We start from the raw sequence: 14,966 nt of genomic DNA on the forward strand, positions 1-14,966 counted from the left end.
TCAGTCGTGCAGCTTCAGCCCCGACAGGAACTTGCCGAATGTGAGGAGACCTTCCGGCCACGGTCCGTGGCCGGAAGCCGCGTTCAGATGGCCCGATTCCCCCGCGTCGACGAAGAGCGAGCCCCAGGCCCCCGCGATGTCCTCCGCCGCCTCGAAGGAGGAGAACTCGTCGTTTCGGCTGGCGACCACGATCGAGGGAAAGGGCAGCGGGTCGCGCGGATAGGGGCCGAAGGTCATCAGATGGCGCGGCCGGATCGTCTCGCTCGCCACGTCCGGGGGCGCCACCAGGAACGCACCGACCACCGGGCGACGGAACTCGGGTATGGCGTGGATCGCCGTCGCGACGCCGAGCGAATGGGCGACGATGACGACCGGCTTCTCGGCCTCGTTCACGGCGTGGGCCATCGTGCGGACCCAGTCCTCGCGCACGGGCTTGGACCACTCGGCCTGCTCGACCCGGCGGGCGCTGGAGAGCTTGCGCTCCCACCGCGTCTGCCAGTGCTGTTCGGACGAACCGGTGTAACCGGGAACGATGAGGATGTCGGCTTGGGATGCGCGCATGGGCGGCGAGGTGGGCGATCGCCCGTCCGTTGTCAACGTGCCGGCCGGGTCCTTCCGTCGCCCAGTGCTCGAAATGCGGCCTCCTGACCCGGCGCGAAAGCTCGTTTGGGGATGGCGTAATGGGCACCGCCGGCCAGAATCGCGACCAGATGGTTCGGGCGCTCCTCGATCCGCACGATAATTCCGCGAGCGATGTCGTCGCGGTAGCCGTCCTGGGCGATCCGCAGCCCCTTGTCGTCGAAGGTCAGAACCATCGGCCCGTGCTTTCCCGACCCGTCATAGACGGTCTGCTGAAAGTTTCGGGCGTGCACGCGCAGCATCGTCGGTCGAGCGAGCTGCAGGCCGATGACGACGAAGGCGGTGACGGTGAGCCAGAGCCAGCCGCCGAGAGGGAAGGTCTGCGCGAAGGCGGAAAGGGCCTCGTCCAGGTGAGGACGCCGCAAGTCCACGAACCAGAGGAGCAGGGGACCGGCCGGCACGACGAGACAGAGGATCAGCCACGGCAGCACGCTCGAGCGAAACCAGGCGAGGGGGGTGTAGGCGGTCTCAAGGTTGTGCAGGACTTCTTCGGTGTGGTCGTCGGCCGTGACGAGATACTCCAGGCGCTCCCAACCTTCGCCGGCGGTCGGCTCCTGCGGCGCGGAGCCATGCGGACGCCCCGCCCGTTCCTCCATCCAGCGCAGGACCGTGGCCTTTTCGTCCGCGCCGAGCGTCTCCTTCGTCAGGATGACCGGCTCCCGTCCCGCGCTGCTCCGAAGGACGAGTAGGCGTTCCGTCTCGGCGGTTCCGACGAAGCTCGACCAGGGCTGATGCAGCGCTCGTCCCTCGCTCGTGGTGGTCACCCCGTCCTCGGCGATGTGATGGGTCATCGTCAGGCGTTCCGGCACGCCCCGCGTGACCAACAGACGAAGGCTCGTGCCCCGGTGCCAACGCATGAGCGTCCGAGCGGCCAGCCAGCTGCCGAGGCCGGCGGCGAGGACGAGCAGAAGCAGGGGAAAGCTGGCGGACCATTCGATCGGCGTATCGCGCGGGTCCGTCGCCCAGATCGAAAGCGTGGCCGCCGCTATGAGAAAGACGGAACAGGCGAAGAGGCCGAATAGGGCTTGCCGCTCGACCACTTCGGGATCGGTGCCGATGGCAAGGACGTTGCCTTTCATGAAGTCCTCCCGCCTCAGTTCCACCGGTATGGAGAGCGGCGGCAGACGCGAAACTCCGACCTTCGGCACGCTGGGCAATTTCGCTTTCCCTTTCCCGTTCGGTACCCGATCCGGTTCTACAGCAGCGGGCTGATCAGACGCGTCACGTTCTCGCCGAGTTGCACGAAGAAGCCGCGCTTCTCCCACTCGGCCGGGTCGAGTCGGTGGCTCTTGCCGCGATAGTCGTTCTCGATCCGCCGAAGCCGGGCGACGACCTCCGAATCGTAGCAGACGAGCGTCACCTCCGAGTTCAGCTCGAAGGAGCGACGGTCCATGTTGGCCGAGCCGATGATGGCGATGTCGTCGTCGATCGACAGGTGCTTGGCGTGCAGGAAGCGCTCGCGATAGAGCATCACCTCGACGCCGGAGAAGAGCAGCTCCTCGTAGTAGGACTGCTGAGCCCGGTCGATCAGCACGGAATTGGTCGTGGAGGTCACGAAGAGCGTCACCTTCACCCCTTTGGCGACGGCCGTGCGCATCGCCTGGAGCAGCGGTTCGTTCGGGATGAAGTAGGGCGTCGCCAGAACCACGCGCTCGCGCGCCGTGTGGATGAGATTGGTGAAGAGCACGTCGACGCCGCCGCCCGGATAGTCCGGTCCCGTCGGCAGAACCTGCGCCATCGCGGTCCCGGCCGGCACGTCGCCGCCGGGCGGCATCAGGTCCGGGGAGGCGATGTCCTCCTCCGTCTCCAGATACCAGTCGCCGATGAAGATCGCCTGGAGCTCCAGCACGACCGGCCCTTTCACCCGCGCCATCAGCTCGCGATAGAAGGTCTTCGGCTCGTATTCGATGCGGTGCATGTTCTGCGAGCCGACCCATCCGGTCTTGCCGTCGATGACGACGATCTTGCGGTGGTTGCGCAGGTCGGCGCGCGTCGCCCGGTTCCAGAAGGAAAGCGGCAGGATCACCTGCAGGTGCACGCTGGTCTTCGCCAGACGCTTCGCGATCGTCTTGCGGTCCGCGCTGGAGCCGACCGCGTCGATCAGAAGCCGGCAGGTCACGCCGCGCCGGGCCGCGCGTTCCAGCGCGCTGAGCACCTTGTTCCCCGCCTCGTCGGCCTGGAGGATGTAGAACATGACATGCGCGTGGTGCTCGGCCTTGTCGATATCCGCGACGATCCGGTCCACCACGCGGTTGTAGTCCGCGTCGAACTCGATCGAGTTTCCGGACAGACACGGCAGGCGGCCGATCGTGCGCACGAGATTGGAGGCCATGCGGTGGCGCGGCTGCAGATCGTCGCAGCCGCCCCGCTGGTCGAGCGTCAGCTCCCCCAGCGCCTTGCCGATGATGGCGGGCACCTGACGCAGCCGCTTCTTGCGCCAGCGCGGATGCTCGGCATGGCCGAGCGCCAGATAGACGATCAGCGCCGCCCAGGGCAGGAAGAAGAAGAGGATCATCCAGGCCTGCGCGGCCGCGGGAGAGCGCCGGAACGGGATGTAGACCAGGGCGCCGAGGATGATGCTCCAATTGGCGATGGCGATGGCATACGCCCAGTAGGGGCCGCTGAAGAAGTCCATGCACGCTCCTTCGGCACGGGCTTGCGCCCGCGCCGTCACGTCGTCGATGCCGGGTCCGCCGGACCCCGCATCGACCGACCGGCCGCGAAACCGATTCCGATTCCCGGCCCGATGCTGTAGGTAGCGCGCCGAAACGCAAACCGGAGGTCCGGCCTGGATGCCCCGTATCGTCTACGCCAATCTCGGCTATTCGCGGGAGATCGACGGTTCGATCGGGCACCATGTCCGGCGCGCGCACCACCACATCTATACACCGCGCGACGCGCAGCTGCGCAGCCTGAACTTCGTCAAGGAAGCGCTTCGGGGCCTGAGGCCGGACCTGTCCTGCTTCGTGGAGATCGACCGCGGCTCGCTGACCAACGGCTTCTTCGACCAGCTCCCGGTGCTCCGGGAGGACCATCACACGATGGTCCAGATCGATTCGAAATACGCGCAGGAGCGCAAGTTCCGCCGCTTCTCGATCTCGCGCGGCAAGTCCAACGCCTTCCTGGCGTCGACGCCGCTGGAGTTCCGCGCGCGCTATCTCGACTTCGGGAAGAAGCGGCTCGTCTACGACATCGACCTGGCCGGGCTTCGCGTTCTCGTCGCCCATTGCTCGCTTCTCTACCGCGTCCGCGAGCGGCAGTTCGAGCAGCTCGCCGAATGGACCCGCGAGAGCGACGGGCCGACGGTGGTCGTCGGCGACTTCAACATCTTCCGGGGCGGGCGGGAGCTGCGGCCGCTCCTGGCCGACAAGCGCTTCAAGCACCTGAACGAGGCCCACGGACCGACCTTCCGGTTCGGCCCCTACCGCGCCAATCTCGACACCTGCCTCGTCTCGACGCAGATCGCGGAGCGCTGCGCCCTGCAGCTCGTCGCGCTGCCCTTCTCCGATCACGACATGCTCTGCATTGATGTCGATCTCGAAGCGGGCGTCGCGGCGCCGACGGCGGTCGAAGCCGCTTGATCCAAAAGAAAAGCCCCACCTTTCGGCGGGGCTCTCTCGTTCGTCCGGGGCTCAGTTGGCCGGTGCGGCCGGGGCCGGAGCGGCCGGCTCGGGCGCCGCCGGGGCCGGTGCGGCAGGCTCCGCTGCGGGCGCCGCAGGCTCGGGAGCGGCCGGGGCCGCCGGGGCGTCGGCCGCGGGCGGCGTGGTCTCCTCGACGGCCGGCGCGCCCGCGCCGGTGGTCGTCGTGCCGGGATCGGGCGTGCCCGTGAAGAACAGGAAGTAGAGGACAACGGCGACGATCAGGCCGCCGAGAATGAACCAGATGGCGCTCGGGCCGCTTCCGCCGCCGCCCGTCGTGGTGGTGTGGGTCGAGGTCTCGCGGACATGGGTGTCGCGCGGCGGGACCGGGTCATGCGGGGGAGGCGTGCTGCCGGCAGGCGGGGGCGTGTAGGTCATGGGCGACATCCTTTGCTGTGGCCGGTCCGAACACGGACAGGCCGGCGACATTTCGAGATGAAACGCGCCCGGCGGGAATGCGTTTCGCGCATGTCCCATCGGGCCGTTCACCGTCGCCCAGCAAGTAGAGGCGCCCGTCTAGTTGAAAACCCGCCCGAAGATCGTTTCGACCTGCGCCGTGTGGTAGCCGAGGTCGAACTTCTCGCGGATCGTCGCCTCTGGCAGCGCCGCGACCACCTCCGGGTCCGCCATCAGCGACTCCATGAAGTCCACCTGGGCCGACCCGGTCTTCTGGTAGCTGTCCCAGACCTTCATCGCGTTGCGCTGAACGAGCCGGTAGCTGTCCTCGCGCGAGAGGCCCGCCTGCGTGAGCGCGAGCAGGATGCGCTGGGAATGCACGAGACCGCCGAGCCCGTTCATGTTGGCCGCCATGCGCTCGGGATAGACCAGCAGCTTGTCCACGACGTTGGTCAGGCGCGCCAGCGCGAAGTCGAGCGTGATGGTCGCGTCCGGGCCGATATAGCGCTCGACGGAGGAGTGCGAGATGTCCCGCTCGTGCCAGAGCGCGACGTTCTCCATCGCGGGCAGGGCGTAGGCGCGCACCATGCGGGCAAGGCCCGTCAGATTCTCCGTCAGGACCGGGTTGCGCTTGTGCGGCATGGCCGAGGAGCCCTTCTGGCCCGGCGAGAAATATTCCTCGGCCTCCAGAACTTCGGTGCGCTGCAGATGGCGGATCTCCGTCGCCAGCCGCTCGATCGAGGAGGCGATGACCGCCAGCGTGGCGAAGAACATGGCGTGCCGGTCGCGCGGGATCACCTGCGTCGAAACCGGCTCGGGCTTGAGGCCCATGGCCTTGGCGACGTGCTCCTCGACGCGCGGGTCGATGTTGGCGAAGGTGCCGACCGCCCCCGAGATGGCGCAGGTCGCCACCTCCTCGCGCGCCGCGACAAGGCGCTGCCGGCAGCGCTCGAACTCGGCATAGGCGAAGGCGAGCTTGACGCCGAAGGTCGTCGGCTCGGCGTGGATGCCGTGGCTGCGGCCGATCGTGACCGTGTCCTTGTGCTCGAAGGCGCGCCGCTTGAGCGCCGCCAGAAGCGCGTCCATGTCCTCGAGCAGAAGGTCGGAGGCCTTCACCAGCTGGACGTTGAAGCAGGTGTCGAGCACGTCCGAGGAGGTCATGCCCTGATGGACGAAGCGGGCGTCCGGTCCGACGAACTCGGCCAGATGCGTCAGGAACGCGATGACGTCGTGCTTGGTCTCGCGCTCGATCTCGTCGATCCGCGCCACGTCGAAGGTCGCCGCGCCGCCCTTCTCCCAGATGGTCTTGGCCGCTTCCTTCGGGATGACGCCGATCTCGGCCAGCGCGTCGCAGGCATGTACCTCGATCTCGAACCAGATCCGGAACTTCGTCTCCTGCGACCAGACGGACACCATCTCGGGGCGGGCGTAGCGGGGGATCATGGGGACGGTCCAAAGCTGATCGAAGGGGATGGGCGCGGTCTACAGCATCGCTCCGCGAGCCTCAACGTGAGGCGGCGCGAACGGCGGGGAAACCGATTGGCGGGTGTACAGGGGGGCTCAGTCGAAGCGGAGCGGCGCGACCCTCACGCCAGATCCTTCCAGCTCGGCACCCGATCCGTCGCCGCCGGCACGGCCGCGAAGACGGCGCGGGCGATCGCACGCGCCATGACGCTCGAGGCGGCCGCCGCCAGCTCGACCCGTGCCGCTCCGTCCGGCCGAATGCCGCTGGTGCCCGTGGCCGCGCTGAACACGAGATCGCCGTCGAAGTCCGTATGCGCGGGCCAGAGCGCCAGCGAGAACCCGTCCTGCGCGGCGAGAGCGAGGCGGTTGGCGCCCGGCTTGTCGAGAACGGCGTCGGTCGCGATCACCGCGATCGTCGTCGCCATGCCCGGCTTCGGGTCGAGCTTGGATCGCGGCACGGCCACGTCCGCCGGCATGGGATGCGGCAGGCCGAGCCCGCCGAACTCGGCGCCGATCTCGAAGGGCGCGGCGCGAAGATGCCGTGTGGATCCCAGGAGCGGAGAGCCGACCGCGTTGACGGCGACGAGGGCGGCGACGGTCACGCCGCCGGGGAGGACGACGGAGGCCGAGCCGAGCCCGCCCTTCACGACGGCCGTCGTCGCGCCCGTCCCGGCACCGACGCTGCCAAGTGCGAAGTCTCGCCCGGCCGCTCGGGCCGCGGCCGCTCCGAGTTCGCGATAGGGCGAGTGCAGTCCCCAATCCTTGTTGCCGCCATTGGCGAGGTCGAACAGGATCGCGGCGGGCACGATGGGAACGCGGAAACCCGCGACGTCGAAGCCGCGTCCGGCCTCGCGCAGGACGGACTGGACGCCGCTCGCCGCGTCCAGTCCGAAGGCCGAACCGCCGGAGAGGACCAGCGCGTCCACGCCCGGAACGAGCCGGTCGGACGACAGGAGTTCGGTCTCGCGCGTTCCCGGTGCGCCGCCGAGGATGCTGATGCCGGCCACCGTGGGCCGGTCGAAGAGGATTGCGGTCGTCCCGCTCTTCAGCCCGTCGTCCTGCGCGTGCCCGACGGCGAGGCCCGCGACGTCGGTCAGGAGGTTGCGCGGACCGGGGCGCCAGCCCGTCACGACTGCGGCTCCGGCACGAAGCGCGCGCCGTCGAAGGTCAGCACCTCGAAGCGGGGGCGGTCGGCGTCTCCGGTCTCGTCGAACGCGACGGGTCCGAGCACCGTGTCGAAGACCGTGCCCTCGATGGCCTGTGTGAAGTCCGTCCCGTCTTCGATTGCCGCGAGCGCGATCTGCGCGGCGGCGAAGGCCGGTCCGAAATATCCCTCGCGCGTCCCCGCCTCGGCGTCCGTGCCCGCCTCGGGGTCGATCGCGACGGCGCGAACGCCCGCGGGCAGTGCGGGGCCTTCGCCGGGCTCGTCGAGAAGCTGCTCGCTTCCCACGATGTCGAGAGCGAGGTCGAGTTCGGCGGTGTCGCGCGCGATGATCGCGACGTCGGCGCGCGTGCCGAGCAGCAAGAGCCGCGTCACGCCGCTCTGGAGGATGCGCCGGCCGAGGGCGAACTGCCGCTCCTCCGCCGGGCGGTAGTCGTCGACGAGCGAGGGCTCGATCGAATCGGGTCCGAGCCGCGCGCGGATTTCGTCGGAAAGGTCGCGCGCGTTCACCGAGCCGTCGTCGATCAGTCCGAAGGGCGCGTCCCGCCAGTTCGACCGGACGAATTCGGCGATCGCATCTGCCTCGTCCTCGGTGCGCGGACCGAGCCGCCAGACGAGGTGGCCGGAGCGCTCGCGCGCGTCCGTCAGCCGATTGGCCCGTACGCCGACCGAGATCGTCGGCATGCCGGCCTCGGAGAGGATCGGGAGCGCGGCCTCGATTTCCTGGCGGCAGAGGAAGCCGAGGACGACGGAAACCTCGCTCTCCACGAAGGTGCGGGCCGCTTCCGCGCCGCCCTCGGCGCTGCATTCGGTGTCGAAGGCGATGACCTCGGCCCGCGCGCCCGCCGCTTCGCCGACGCCCGCCGCGATCTGCAGTCCCAGCGGCTGCTGGGAGCCCGACAACGCCGCTGCGACGCCGATCCGCAAAGGCTCGGCGGAGGACGGCGCGGCAGCAACGATCAGGGCGAGGGCGGCGAGGGCGGGGCGCATGGTGCGCCGACCATAGACCAAGCATCGCCCGCCCGGAACAAGCAGAGGGGCGCTACTTCAGCGGGTCGTGCCCCCAGTTCATGAGCGAGTAGCGCCATTTGGTGTCCTCCACGTCGCCCTTCGGCCGCTGCTTGGAATGGCGGGCGACATAGCCGTTGACCTTCTTCATGTGCGCCCACTGAGCGTCCGAGAGTTCGGCCTTCTTCGTTTCCTTGATCTCGATGATCTTGCGACCGGAATCGTGGCCGACCGATTCCGAATCGCCGTCCTTCTGGCCGACGGACTTGGACTCCTCGGTCTCCAGCCAGTCCTTCAGCTCCTTGGGCGTCATGTTGACGTTCTCCCGGAACTCCTTCCAGATGGTTTCGTGATCGTCCTTCTCGGCCATGGCCATTCTCCTGGTTTCGCGTGTGGCGAACAGGAAAGGCGTCGCTCCGTTCCCGGACAGAAGGTCGCGGCGAAGGCGAGCGGGGCGGAGAACGCCCCGACATCGCCGAAGCCCGATCCCTCGAACACGGCGCTTCCGTGTCGGGCTGAAACGCACTAGGTCGGAAGGGCGCATGCCGGCCGACCCCGCCGGAGATGCCAGTCCATTCGAAGGGGCGAAGGAAGAGGGGCAGGTCTCGCCCCGTCGGCCCCAAGCGACGCAGGATCGGTCTTGTCCCAGCATTCCATCATCGACCGCGCCGGATTCCGCCAGGCCATGAGCCGGGTCGCGGCGTCGGTCCATCTCGTCACGACCGACGGCCCGGCCGGACGGCGCGGCGTGACCGCGACCTCCGTCTGCTCGGTCTCCGACGATCCGGCGACGCTGCTCGTCTGCCTGAACGTCTCCAGCGCCTCCAACGAGCGCTTCGCCGCCAACGGCGTGCTGGCGGTCAACACGCTCGGCGCCGAGAGCGAGACGCTGGCGCGCGCCTTTGCCGGCGAGGGGAAGCTCGAGGCCGACGAGCGCTTCGCCAGGGGCATCTGGTCGCGGCTCGAGACGGGCGCGCCCGTGCTCGACGCCGCGCTGGCGAGCTTCGACTGCCGGATCGTGGAGAGCCGCATCATCGCGACCCATCATGTGATCGTGGCCGAGGTCGCGGCGATCCGTATGGGCCCGGAAGGCGCCTCGCTTCTCTACCGCGAGCGCCAGTACCGCATGCTCTGAAGCGCGGCCTGCTTCGTTCCGGGCGCGTCGCGCACTATCTTGAGGCGCGTTGGGAGGAGGCCGCCGATGATGCCGACCGGGATCGACGAAACGCATGCGCTCCTGGAGGGTCAGGGCTACGTCGCCGACCGGGCGTTCGCGACCGTCCTGTTCCTGTCCCTGAAGATGGGGCTGCCGCTGTTCCTCGAGGGCGAGGCCGGCGTCGGCAAGACCGAGATCGCCAAGGTCCTCGCCAGCGCGCTCGACCGGCCGCTCATCCGCCTCCAATGCTACGAGGGGCTCGACGCCGCATCCGCGCTCTACGAGTGGAACTACGCGGCGCAGATGATCGAGATCCGGCTGGGCGAAGCCGGTTCGGCCTCTCAGGAAACCCTTCGCGCCGAGATCTTTTCCGACCGCTTCCTCCTGCGCCGCCCGATTCTTCGCGCGCTGCAGGGCGAGCCCGGCCGGGCGCCGGTCCTGCTCATCGACGAGCTCGACCGCGCCGACGAGGCGTTCGAGGCCTTCCTCCTGGAAATCCTCTCCGACTTCCAGGTCACGATCCCCGAACTCGGCACCGTGCGCGCCGCCGAGCCGCCGATCGTGATCGTGACCACCAACCGCACGCGCGAAATCCACGACGCGCTCAAGCGCCGCTGCCTCTATCATTTCGTGGGCTACCCGGACGCGGCGCGCGAACTCGCCATTTTGAGGGCGAAGGCGCCGGGCGCGAACGCCGCGCTCTCGGCCGAACTCGTGGCCTTCGTTCAGCGGCTGCGCGCCGCCGACCTCTTCAAGGCGCCGGGCGTGGCGGAGACCATCGACTGGGCGACGGCGCTGACCGAACTGAACGCGGTGACGCTCGACCCCGATCTCGTCTCCGACACGCTCGGGGTCATCCTGAAATATCAGGACGACATCGCCCGGATCGAGAAGGGCGAGGGCCGGGCGATCCTCGCCGAGGTGAAGCGAGAGATGGAGGCGCCGCGATGAGCGCGCCGCCGGACGAGGACGGCCGGCTGGCCGAGAACGTTGTGCGCTTCGTGCGGGCGCTGCGCGAGGCGGGGCTGCGTCTGGGACCCGCCGCCTCGCTGGATGCGGTCGAAGCCGTGCGGGCGGTCGGCCTCAACCGGCGCGACGACGTCTTCTGGGCCCTGCACTCGACGCTGGTGACGCGACCGGAGGACGATCCGGTCTTCGAGGAGGTCTTCCAAGCCTTCTGGCGGTCGCGCCGCCTGAACGAGCGCCTGATCGCGATCCTGTCTCCGACCGCGCCGCCGCAGGCGAGAGCGCAGCCCCCGCGCGCCGGGGAGCGCCGGGCGCAGGATGCGCTGCGGGAGGCCGCCCCGCGCGCGGCCAAGGCCCCCGAACGCCTGACCATCGAGGCGGACGCGCGGATGACGTCCTCCGCCGACGAGGTTCTTCGGGCCAAGGACTTCGCGCAGATGAGCGCGCGCGAGCTGGACGAAGCGCGCCGCGCCGTCGCGGCGCTGGCGATGCCGGACGAGCGGGTCGCGACCCGGCGCTTCCGCGCCGCGAGGCGCGGACGGCCCGATCCGCGCGCGATGCTCCGGGCCGCCATGCGCTCCGGCGGAGAGCTGATCCTGCCGGCCTTCCGCGCGCCGCGCCGACGCGTGCCGCCGGTGGTGATCCTGGCGGACATTTCCGGCTCGATGAGCCGCTACAGCGACATGGTGCTGCGCTTCGCCCACGCCCTCACCGACCGGCGCAGGCGGGTGTCCACCTTCCTCTTCGGCACGCGCCTTTCGAACGTCACGCGGGCGCTTCGCCACCGCGACGCGGACGAGGCGATGGCGGCCTGTTCGGCGTCCGCGGCCGACTGGTCCGGCGGCACGCGCATCGGCTCGAACCTGACGCGCTTCAACCGCGACTGGTCGCGCCGCGTGCTCGGGCAGGGCGCCATCGTGCTCCTCGTCACCGACGGGCTGGAGCGCGGCGAAGTGGAGGAGCTGGCGCGCGAGGCGGACCGTCTGCGGCGGTCGTGCCGCCGGCTGATCTGGCTCTGCCCGCTTCTCGCCTACGAGGATTTCGCGGCCAAGGCGCGGGGCGTTCGGGCCTTGCTGGCGAATGTGGACGAGTTCCGCCCCGTCCATTCCCTCGATGCCATCGCGGATTTGTGCGCGACGCTCTCCGAGGACCGTCCATCGAGGACGGATCCGCGCCGGTGGCTCGCGCCCCACGAGAAGGAGATCGCATGAACAGCGCGCAAGCGAATGTGAGAGACGTCCTCGACATCGCCGAGGAGTGGGCGCGCGAAGGGCGGCGGCTGGCGCTCGCCACCGTCGTCGAGACCTGGGGCTCGGCGCCGCGACCGGCCGGCAGCCATCTGGTCATCGATTCCGACGGGAACTTCGAAGGATCGGTGTCCGGCGGCTGCGTCGAGGGCGCGGTCGTGGCGGAGGCGGCGGACGTGATCGAGAGCGGCGCCTCGCGCATGCTCGAGTTCGGCGTCGCCGACGAGACCGCATGGCGCGTCGGCCTGTCCTGCGGGGGCCGGATCAAGGTTCTCGTCGACAGGATCGAGCCATGAGGCTGGACCTCGTCGCAGGCCTGAACGAGGAGCGGCGCGCGCGCCGCGCCGCCGTGGTCGAGACCCGCATCGACGGGGCGGGCGGCGAGCCCCGCCTCGTGACGCAGGCCTCGCTCGCCGGCGACCCGCGCCGGCAGCAGATCGAGGCCGCGCTGCTCGCCGGCAAGGCCCGGACGGTGGAGACGGCGGACGGCACCTTCTTCCTGAACGTGCATCTGCCGGCGCCGCGCCTCGTCGTCATCGGCGCCGTCCATGTCAGCCAGGCGCTGGCGCCCATGGCGCAGCTCGCCGGCTACGATGTCGAGATCATCGATCCGCGTACCGCCTTCGCGAGCGCCGATCGTTTCGCCGGCGTCTCCCTGGTGGCCGAATGGCCGGAGCCGGTCCTGCAACGCCGCCCGCTCGATTTCTATTGCGCGCTGGTCGCGGTGACGCACGATCCGAAGATCGACGACGGCCCCATCCAGGCGGCGCTCGATGCGGGCTGCTTCTATGTGGGCGCGCTGGGCAGCCGGAAGACCCACGCCAAGCGCGTCGAACGTCTGCTCGGCGCCGGCGTGGGCCAGGAGGCGCTCGATCGGATCGACGCGCCGATCGGCCTCGACATCGGCGCGGCGACGCCGGCCGAGATCGCCGTCTCGGTGCTCGGCGCCGTGATTTCCGCCTTCCGCAAGCGCGATCTGACCGGCCGGTGAGCGTCCCACGCGTCGCGATCCTCGTTCTGGCCGCCGGGCGTTCGAGCCGCATGGGCGGGCCGAACAAGCTGCTCTCGACCTTCGACGGCGTTCCGCTGATCCGACGCTCGGTCGAGACCGCGCTGGCGAGCCGCGCCGCGCGCGTGCTCGTCGTCCTCGGCCACCAGGGCGAGCGCCTGCGGGACGCGCTCGGGCCGTATGACGCCGAGCTTCTCGACAATTCCGCCTATGCCGAGGGATTGTCGTCCTCGCTGCGGCTCGGTTTCGACGCGGCGGCAGGGTACGGCGACGGCGTGCTCGTCATGCTGGCCGACCAGCCCGCGCTGGAACCGGCTCATCTCGACGTCCTCATCGAAGCGTTCCGGCCGGAGGGCGGCGGCTCGATCGTCGTCGCCACCGGTGAGGGAAAGCGGGGCAATCCGGTCGTCCTCTCGTCCCGCTTCACGGCTCAAGTCTCCGCCATCACCGGCGACAAGGGCGCGCGCGATCTGATCCGGGCCAACGAAGCTTTGGTCCGCGAGGTCGAGATCGGTCCGGCCGCGCTTCTCGACGTCGATACGCCCGACCTTCTGCGCGCGGCGGGCGGCATGATCGCCCCGGATGCGGTGCCGCGACGCAGTTGAAAGGCGGCGTCCCCGCGCCATCCTCGCCGGTCCGATGATCGCCGCGAGACCCTGTGCATGACGACCCTCCGCCTCGTCCTCGGCGACCAGCTGACGCGCGACCTGGCCTCTCTCCGGGACATGGAGGACGGCGACGTCGTGCTGATGGCCGAGCTTCGGGACGAGGCGACCTACGTCAAACACCACAAGCGCAAGATCGCCTTCCTCTTCAGCGCCATGCGGCATTTCGCGGAGGATGTGCGAAGGAGCGGCGCGACGGTCGATTACGTCCGCCTGACGGACGAGGGGAACACGCATTCCTTCGCCGGAGAGGTCGAGCGCGCCGCCAGGACGCACGGTGCCTCACGCATCGTGGTGACGGAGGCCGGCGAGTTCCGCGTTCAGGAGATGCTGGAGGGCTTGGAGAAGCGCACCGGCCTGCCGGTCGAGATCCGCACCGACGACCGCTTCCTCTGCAGCCATGGCGAGTTCGCGGACTATGCCGACGGCACCAAGCAGCTGCGGATGGAGAGCTTCTATCGCCGGATGCGCGACCGGACCGGCTACCTCATGGTGGGCGAGGGCGATCCGGTGGAGGGCCGATGGAACTTCGACCACGAGAACCGCGAGCCCATCCCCAAGCGCGTGGACGTGCCCGAGCGGCCGGACTGGGGCGTGGACGGGATCACGCAGGAGGTTCTCGACCTCGTGGCCAGAGAGTTCGCCGACCATTTCGGAGATCTCGACGGCTTCTCCTATCCGGTCACGCGGCGCCAGGCGCTGCACGCGCTGCGCTGGTTCGTCGAGGAGGCGCTGCCCGGCTTCGGCACCTATCAGGACGCGATGCGGCAGGGCGAGCCTCTGCTCTTCCACTCGCATCTCTCGGCCCTGATGAATTGCGGCCTCTTGACCGCGCGCGAGGTCTGCGACGCGGCGGAGGCGGCCTACAAGGCCGGCGACGTGCCGATCAACGCGGCCGAGGGCTTCATCCGGCAGATCATCGGCTGGCGCGAGTTCGTGCGCGGGGTCTACTGGCGGCAGATGCCGGACTATGGGGAGGCGAACGCCCTGAAGGCGACGCGTCCGCTGCCGGACCTCTTCTGGACCGGCGAGACGAAGATGAACTGCCTCGCCCAGTGCGTCGGCGAGACCAAGGCCTATGCCTACGCCCACCACATCCAGCGGCTGATGGTGCTCGGCAATTTCTGCCTGCTCGGCGGCTTCGACCCCAGAGAGGTGCAGGAGTGGTATCTCGTCGTCTATCACGACGCCTATGAATGGGTGGAGATGCCGAACGTCGTCGGCATGATCCTGTTCGCCGACAAGGGGCTGTTCGCCTCCAAGCCCTATGCCGCGTCCGGCAACTACATCAACAAGATGTCCGACTATTGCGGGCGCTGCCATTACGACGTGAGGAAGCGCGAGGGCGAGGAGGCCTGCCCCTTCAACTACCTCTACTGGGACTTCCTCGACCGGCATCGCGATACGCTCGGGCAGAACCACCGTCTGTCCCGGATCTACGGCAATCTCGACCGGATGGGCGAAACGCGGGCCAGAACCATCCGCGCCGACGCCAGGCGGTTTCTCGACGCTCTGCCGAGTAATGGCGACTACTGAGGCAGCATCACTTTTCGGGCACTTTCCTCGCTCTGGGCAAGCTTCGCTTCATTTTCGAGGCGCAGGCTGCCGGTCGAGGC

Annotated in this window: 16 protein-coding genes; 8 read left to right on the top strand and 8 right to left on the bottom strand. The window is 69.2% G+C overall.

Annotated features, from left to right (window positions below; translation table 11 throughout):
• From AC6R2M_RS08100 to cls, 3 genes are all read right to left on the bottom strand, one after another.
• Positions 1 to 561, bottom strand: a complete 561-nt coding sequence (locus AC6R2M_RS08100) for an RBBP9/YdeN family alpha/beta hydrolase (RefSeq protein WP_500487223.1) — start codon at positions 559 to 561, stop codon at positions 1 to 3.
• Positions 562 to 593: 32 nt separating this feature from the next.
• Positions 594 to 1,718: a YcxB family protein gene (locus AC6R2M_RS08105; protein ID WP_500487225.1), complete on the bottom strand. Its 1,125-nt coding sequence runs from the start codon at positions 1,716 to 1,718 to the stop codon at positions 594 to 596.
• A 116-nt stretch (positions 1,719 to 1,834) separates the two neighbouring features.
• Entirely contained in the window at positions 1,835 to 3,274 is a 1,440-nt protein-coding gene (gene cls / locus AC6R2M_RS08110) for a cardiolipin synthase (protein ID WP_500487227.1), read from the bottom strand.
• 157 nt (positions 3,275 to 3,431) lie between these two features.
• On the opposite strand from cls, the gene AC6R2M_RS08115 reads away from it, so the two are divergent.
• Positions 3,432 to 4,220, top strand: coding sequence for an endonuclease/exonuclease/phosphatase family protein (locus tag AC6R2M_RS08115; RefSeq protein WP_500487229.1), 789 nt, complete (start codon positions 3,432 to 3,434; stop codon positions 4,218 to 4,220).
• A 51-nt stretch (positions 4,221 to 4,271) separates the two neighbouring features.
• Here the strand turns inward: AC6R2M_RS08115 and AC6R2M_RS08120 are convergent, their stop codons facing one another.
• From AC6R2M_RS08120 to AC6R2M_RS08140, 5 genes are all read right to left on the bottom strand, one after another.
• Positions 4,272 to 4,655, bottom strand: a complete 384-nt coding sequence (locus AC6R2M_RS08120) for a hypothetical protein (RefSeq protein WP_500487231.1) — start codon at positions 4,653 to 4,655, stop codon at positions 4,272 to 4,274.
• A gap of 138 nt (positions 4,656 to 4,793) precedes the next feature.
• Positions 4,794 to 6,116, bottom strand: coding sequence for an adenylosuccinate lyase (gene purB / locus AC6R2M_RS08125; RefSeq protein ID WP_500487233.1), 1,323 nt, complete (start codon positions 6,114 to 6,116; stop codon positions 4,794 to 4,796).
• A 143-nt stretch (positions 6,117 to 6,259) separates the two neighbouring features.
• Positions 6,260 to 7,267 carry a P1 family peptidase gene (locus AC6R2M_RS08130; RefSeq protein ID WP_500487235.1) on the bottom strand — a complete coding sequence of 336 codons (1,008 nt, stop codon included), beginning with the start codon at positions 7,265 to 7,267 and terminating at the stop codon, positions 6,260 to 6,262.
• On the bottom strand, positions 7,264 to 8,289 hold the full coding sequence (locus AC6R2M_RS08135; RefSeq protein WP_500487237.1) for an ABC transporter substrate-binding protein: 1,026 nt from the start codon (positions 8,287 to 8,289) through the stop codon (positions 7,264 to 7,266). The genes AC6R2M_RS08130 and AC6R2M_RS08135 overlap by 4 nt, the downstream gene beginning before the upstream one ends.
• Positions 8,290 to 8,341: 52 nt before the next feature.
• Positions 8,342 to 8,677, bottom strand: a complete 336-nt coding sequence (locus AC6R2M_RS08140) for a DUF3140 domain-containing protein (protein WP_500487239.1) — start codon at positions 8,675 to 8,677, stop codon at positions 8,342 to 8,344.
• 270 nt (positions 8,678 to 8,947) lie between these two features.
• Here AC6R2M_RS08140 and AC6R2M_RS08145 point away from each other — a divergent pair, with 270 nt between their 5' ends.
• The 7 genes from AC6R2M_RS08145 (at position 8,948) to AC6R2M_RS08175 (ending at position 14,886) form a co-directional block, all read left to right on the top strand.
• On the top strand, positions 8,948 to 9,442 hold the full coding sequence (locus AC6R2M_RS08145; RefSeq protein ID WP_500487241.1) for a flavin reductase: 495 nt from the start codon (positions 8,948 to 8,950) through the stop codon (positions 9,440 to 9,442).
• Positions 9,443 to 9,508: 66 nt separating this feature from the next.
• Complete coding sequence (locus AC6R2M_RS08150; RefSeq protein WP_500487243.1) at positions 9,509 to 10,414, top strand: AAA family ATPase; 906 nt, start codon at positions 9,509 to 9,511, stop codon at positions 10,412 to 10,414.
• The gene (locus AC6R2M_RS08155; protein ID WP_500487245.1) at positions 10,411 to 11,640 is read left to right on the top strand and encodes a vWA domain-containing protein; all 1,230 of its coding nucleotides are present in this window, start codon (positions 10,411 to 10,413) and stop codon (positions 11,638 to 11,640) included. The genes AC6R2M_RS08150 and AC6R2M_RS08155 overlap by 4 nt, the downstream gene beginning before the upstream one ends.
• Positions 11,637 to 11,972, top strand: coding sequence for an XdhC family protein (locus AC6R2M_RS08160; protein WP_500487247.1), 336 nt, complete (start codon positions 11,637 to 11,639; stop codon positions 11,970 to 11,972). The genes AC6R2M_RS08155 and AC6R2M_RS08160 overlap by 4 nt, the downstream gene beginning before the upstream one ends.
• Positions 11,969 to 12,667: an XdhC family protein gene (locus AC6R2M_RS08165; protein ID WP_500487249.1), complete on the top strand. Its 699-nt coding sequence runs from the start codon at positions 11,969 to 11,971 to the stop codon at positions 12,665 to 12,667. The genes AC6R2M_RS08160 and AC6R2M_RS08165 overlap by 4 nt, the downstream gene beginning before the upstream one ends.
• The gene (locus AC6R2M_RS08170; protein ID WP_500487251.1) at positions 12,664 to 13,290 is read left to right on the top strand and encodes a nucleotidyltransferase family protein; all 627 of its coding nucleotides are present in this window, start codon (positions 12,664 to 12,666) and stop codon (positions 13,288 to 13,290) included. The genes AC6R2M_RS08165 and AC6R2M_RS08170 overlap by 4 nt, the downstream gene beginning before the upstream one ends.
• A gap of 57 nt (positions 13,291 to 13,347) precedes the next feature.
• Positions 13,348 to 14,886: a cryptochrome/photolyase family protein gene (locus AC6R2M_RS08175; RefSeq protein WP_500487253.1), complete on the top strand. Its 1,539-nt coding sequence runs from the start codon at positions 13,348 to 13,350 to the stop codon at positions 14,884 to 14,886.
• Positions 14,887 to 14,966 lie beyond the last annotated feature (80 nt).

The sequence above is a fragment of the Aureimonas sp. CAS genome (assembly GCF_059838215.1).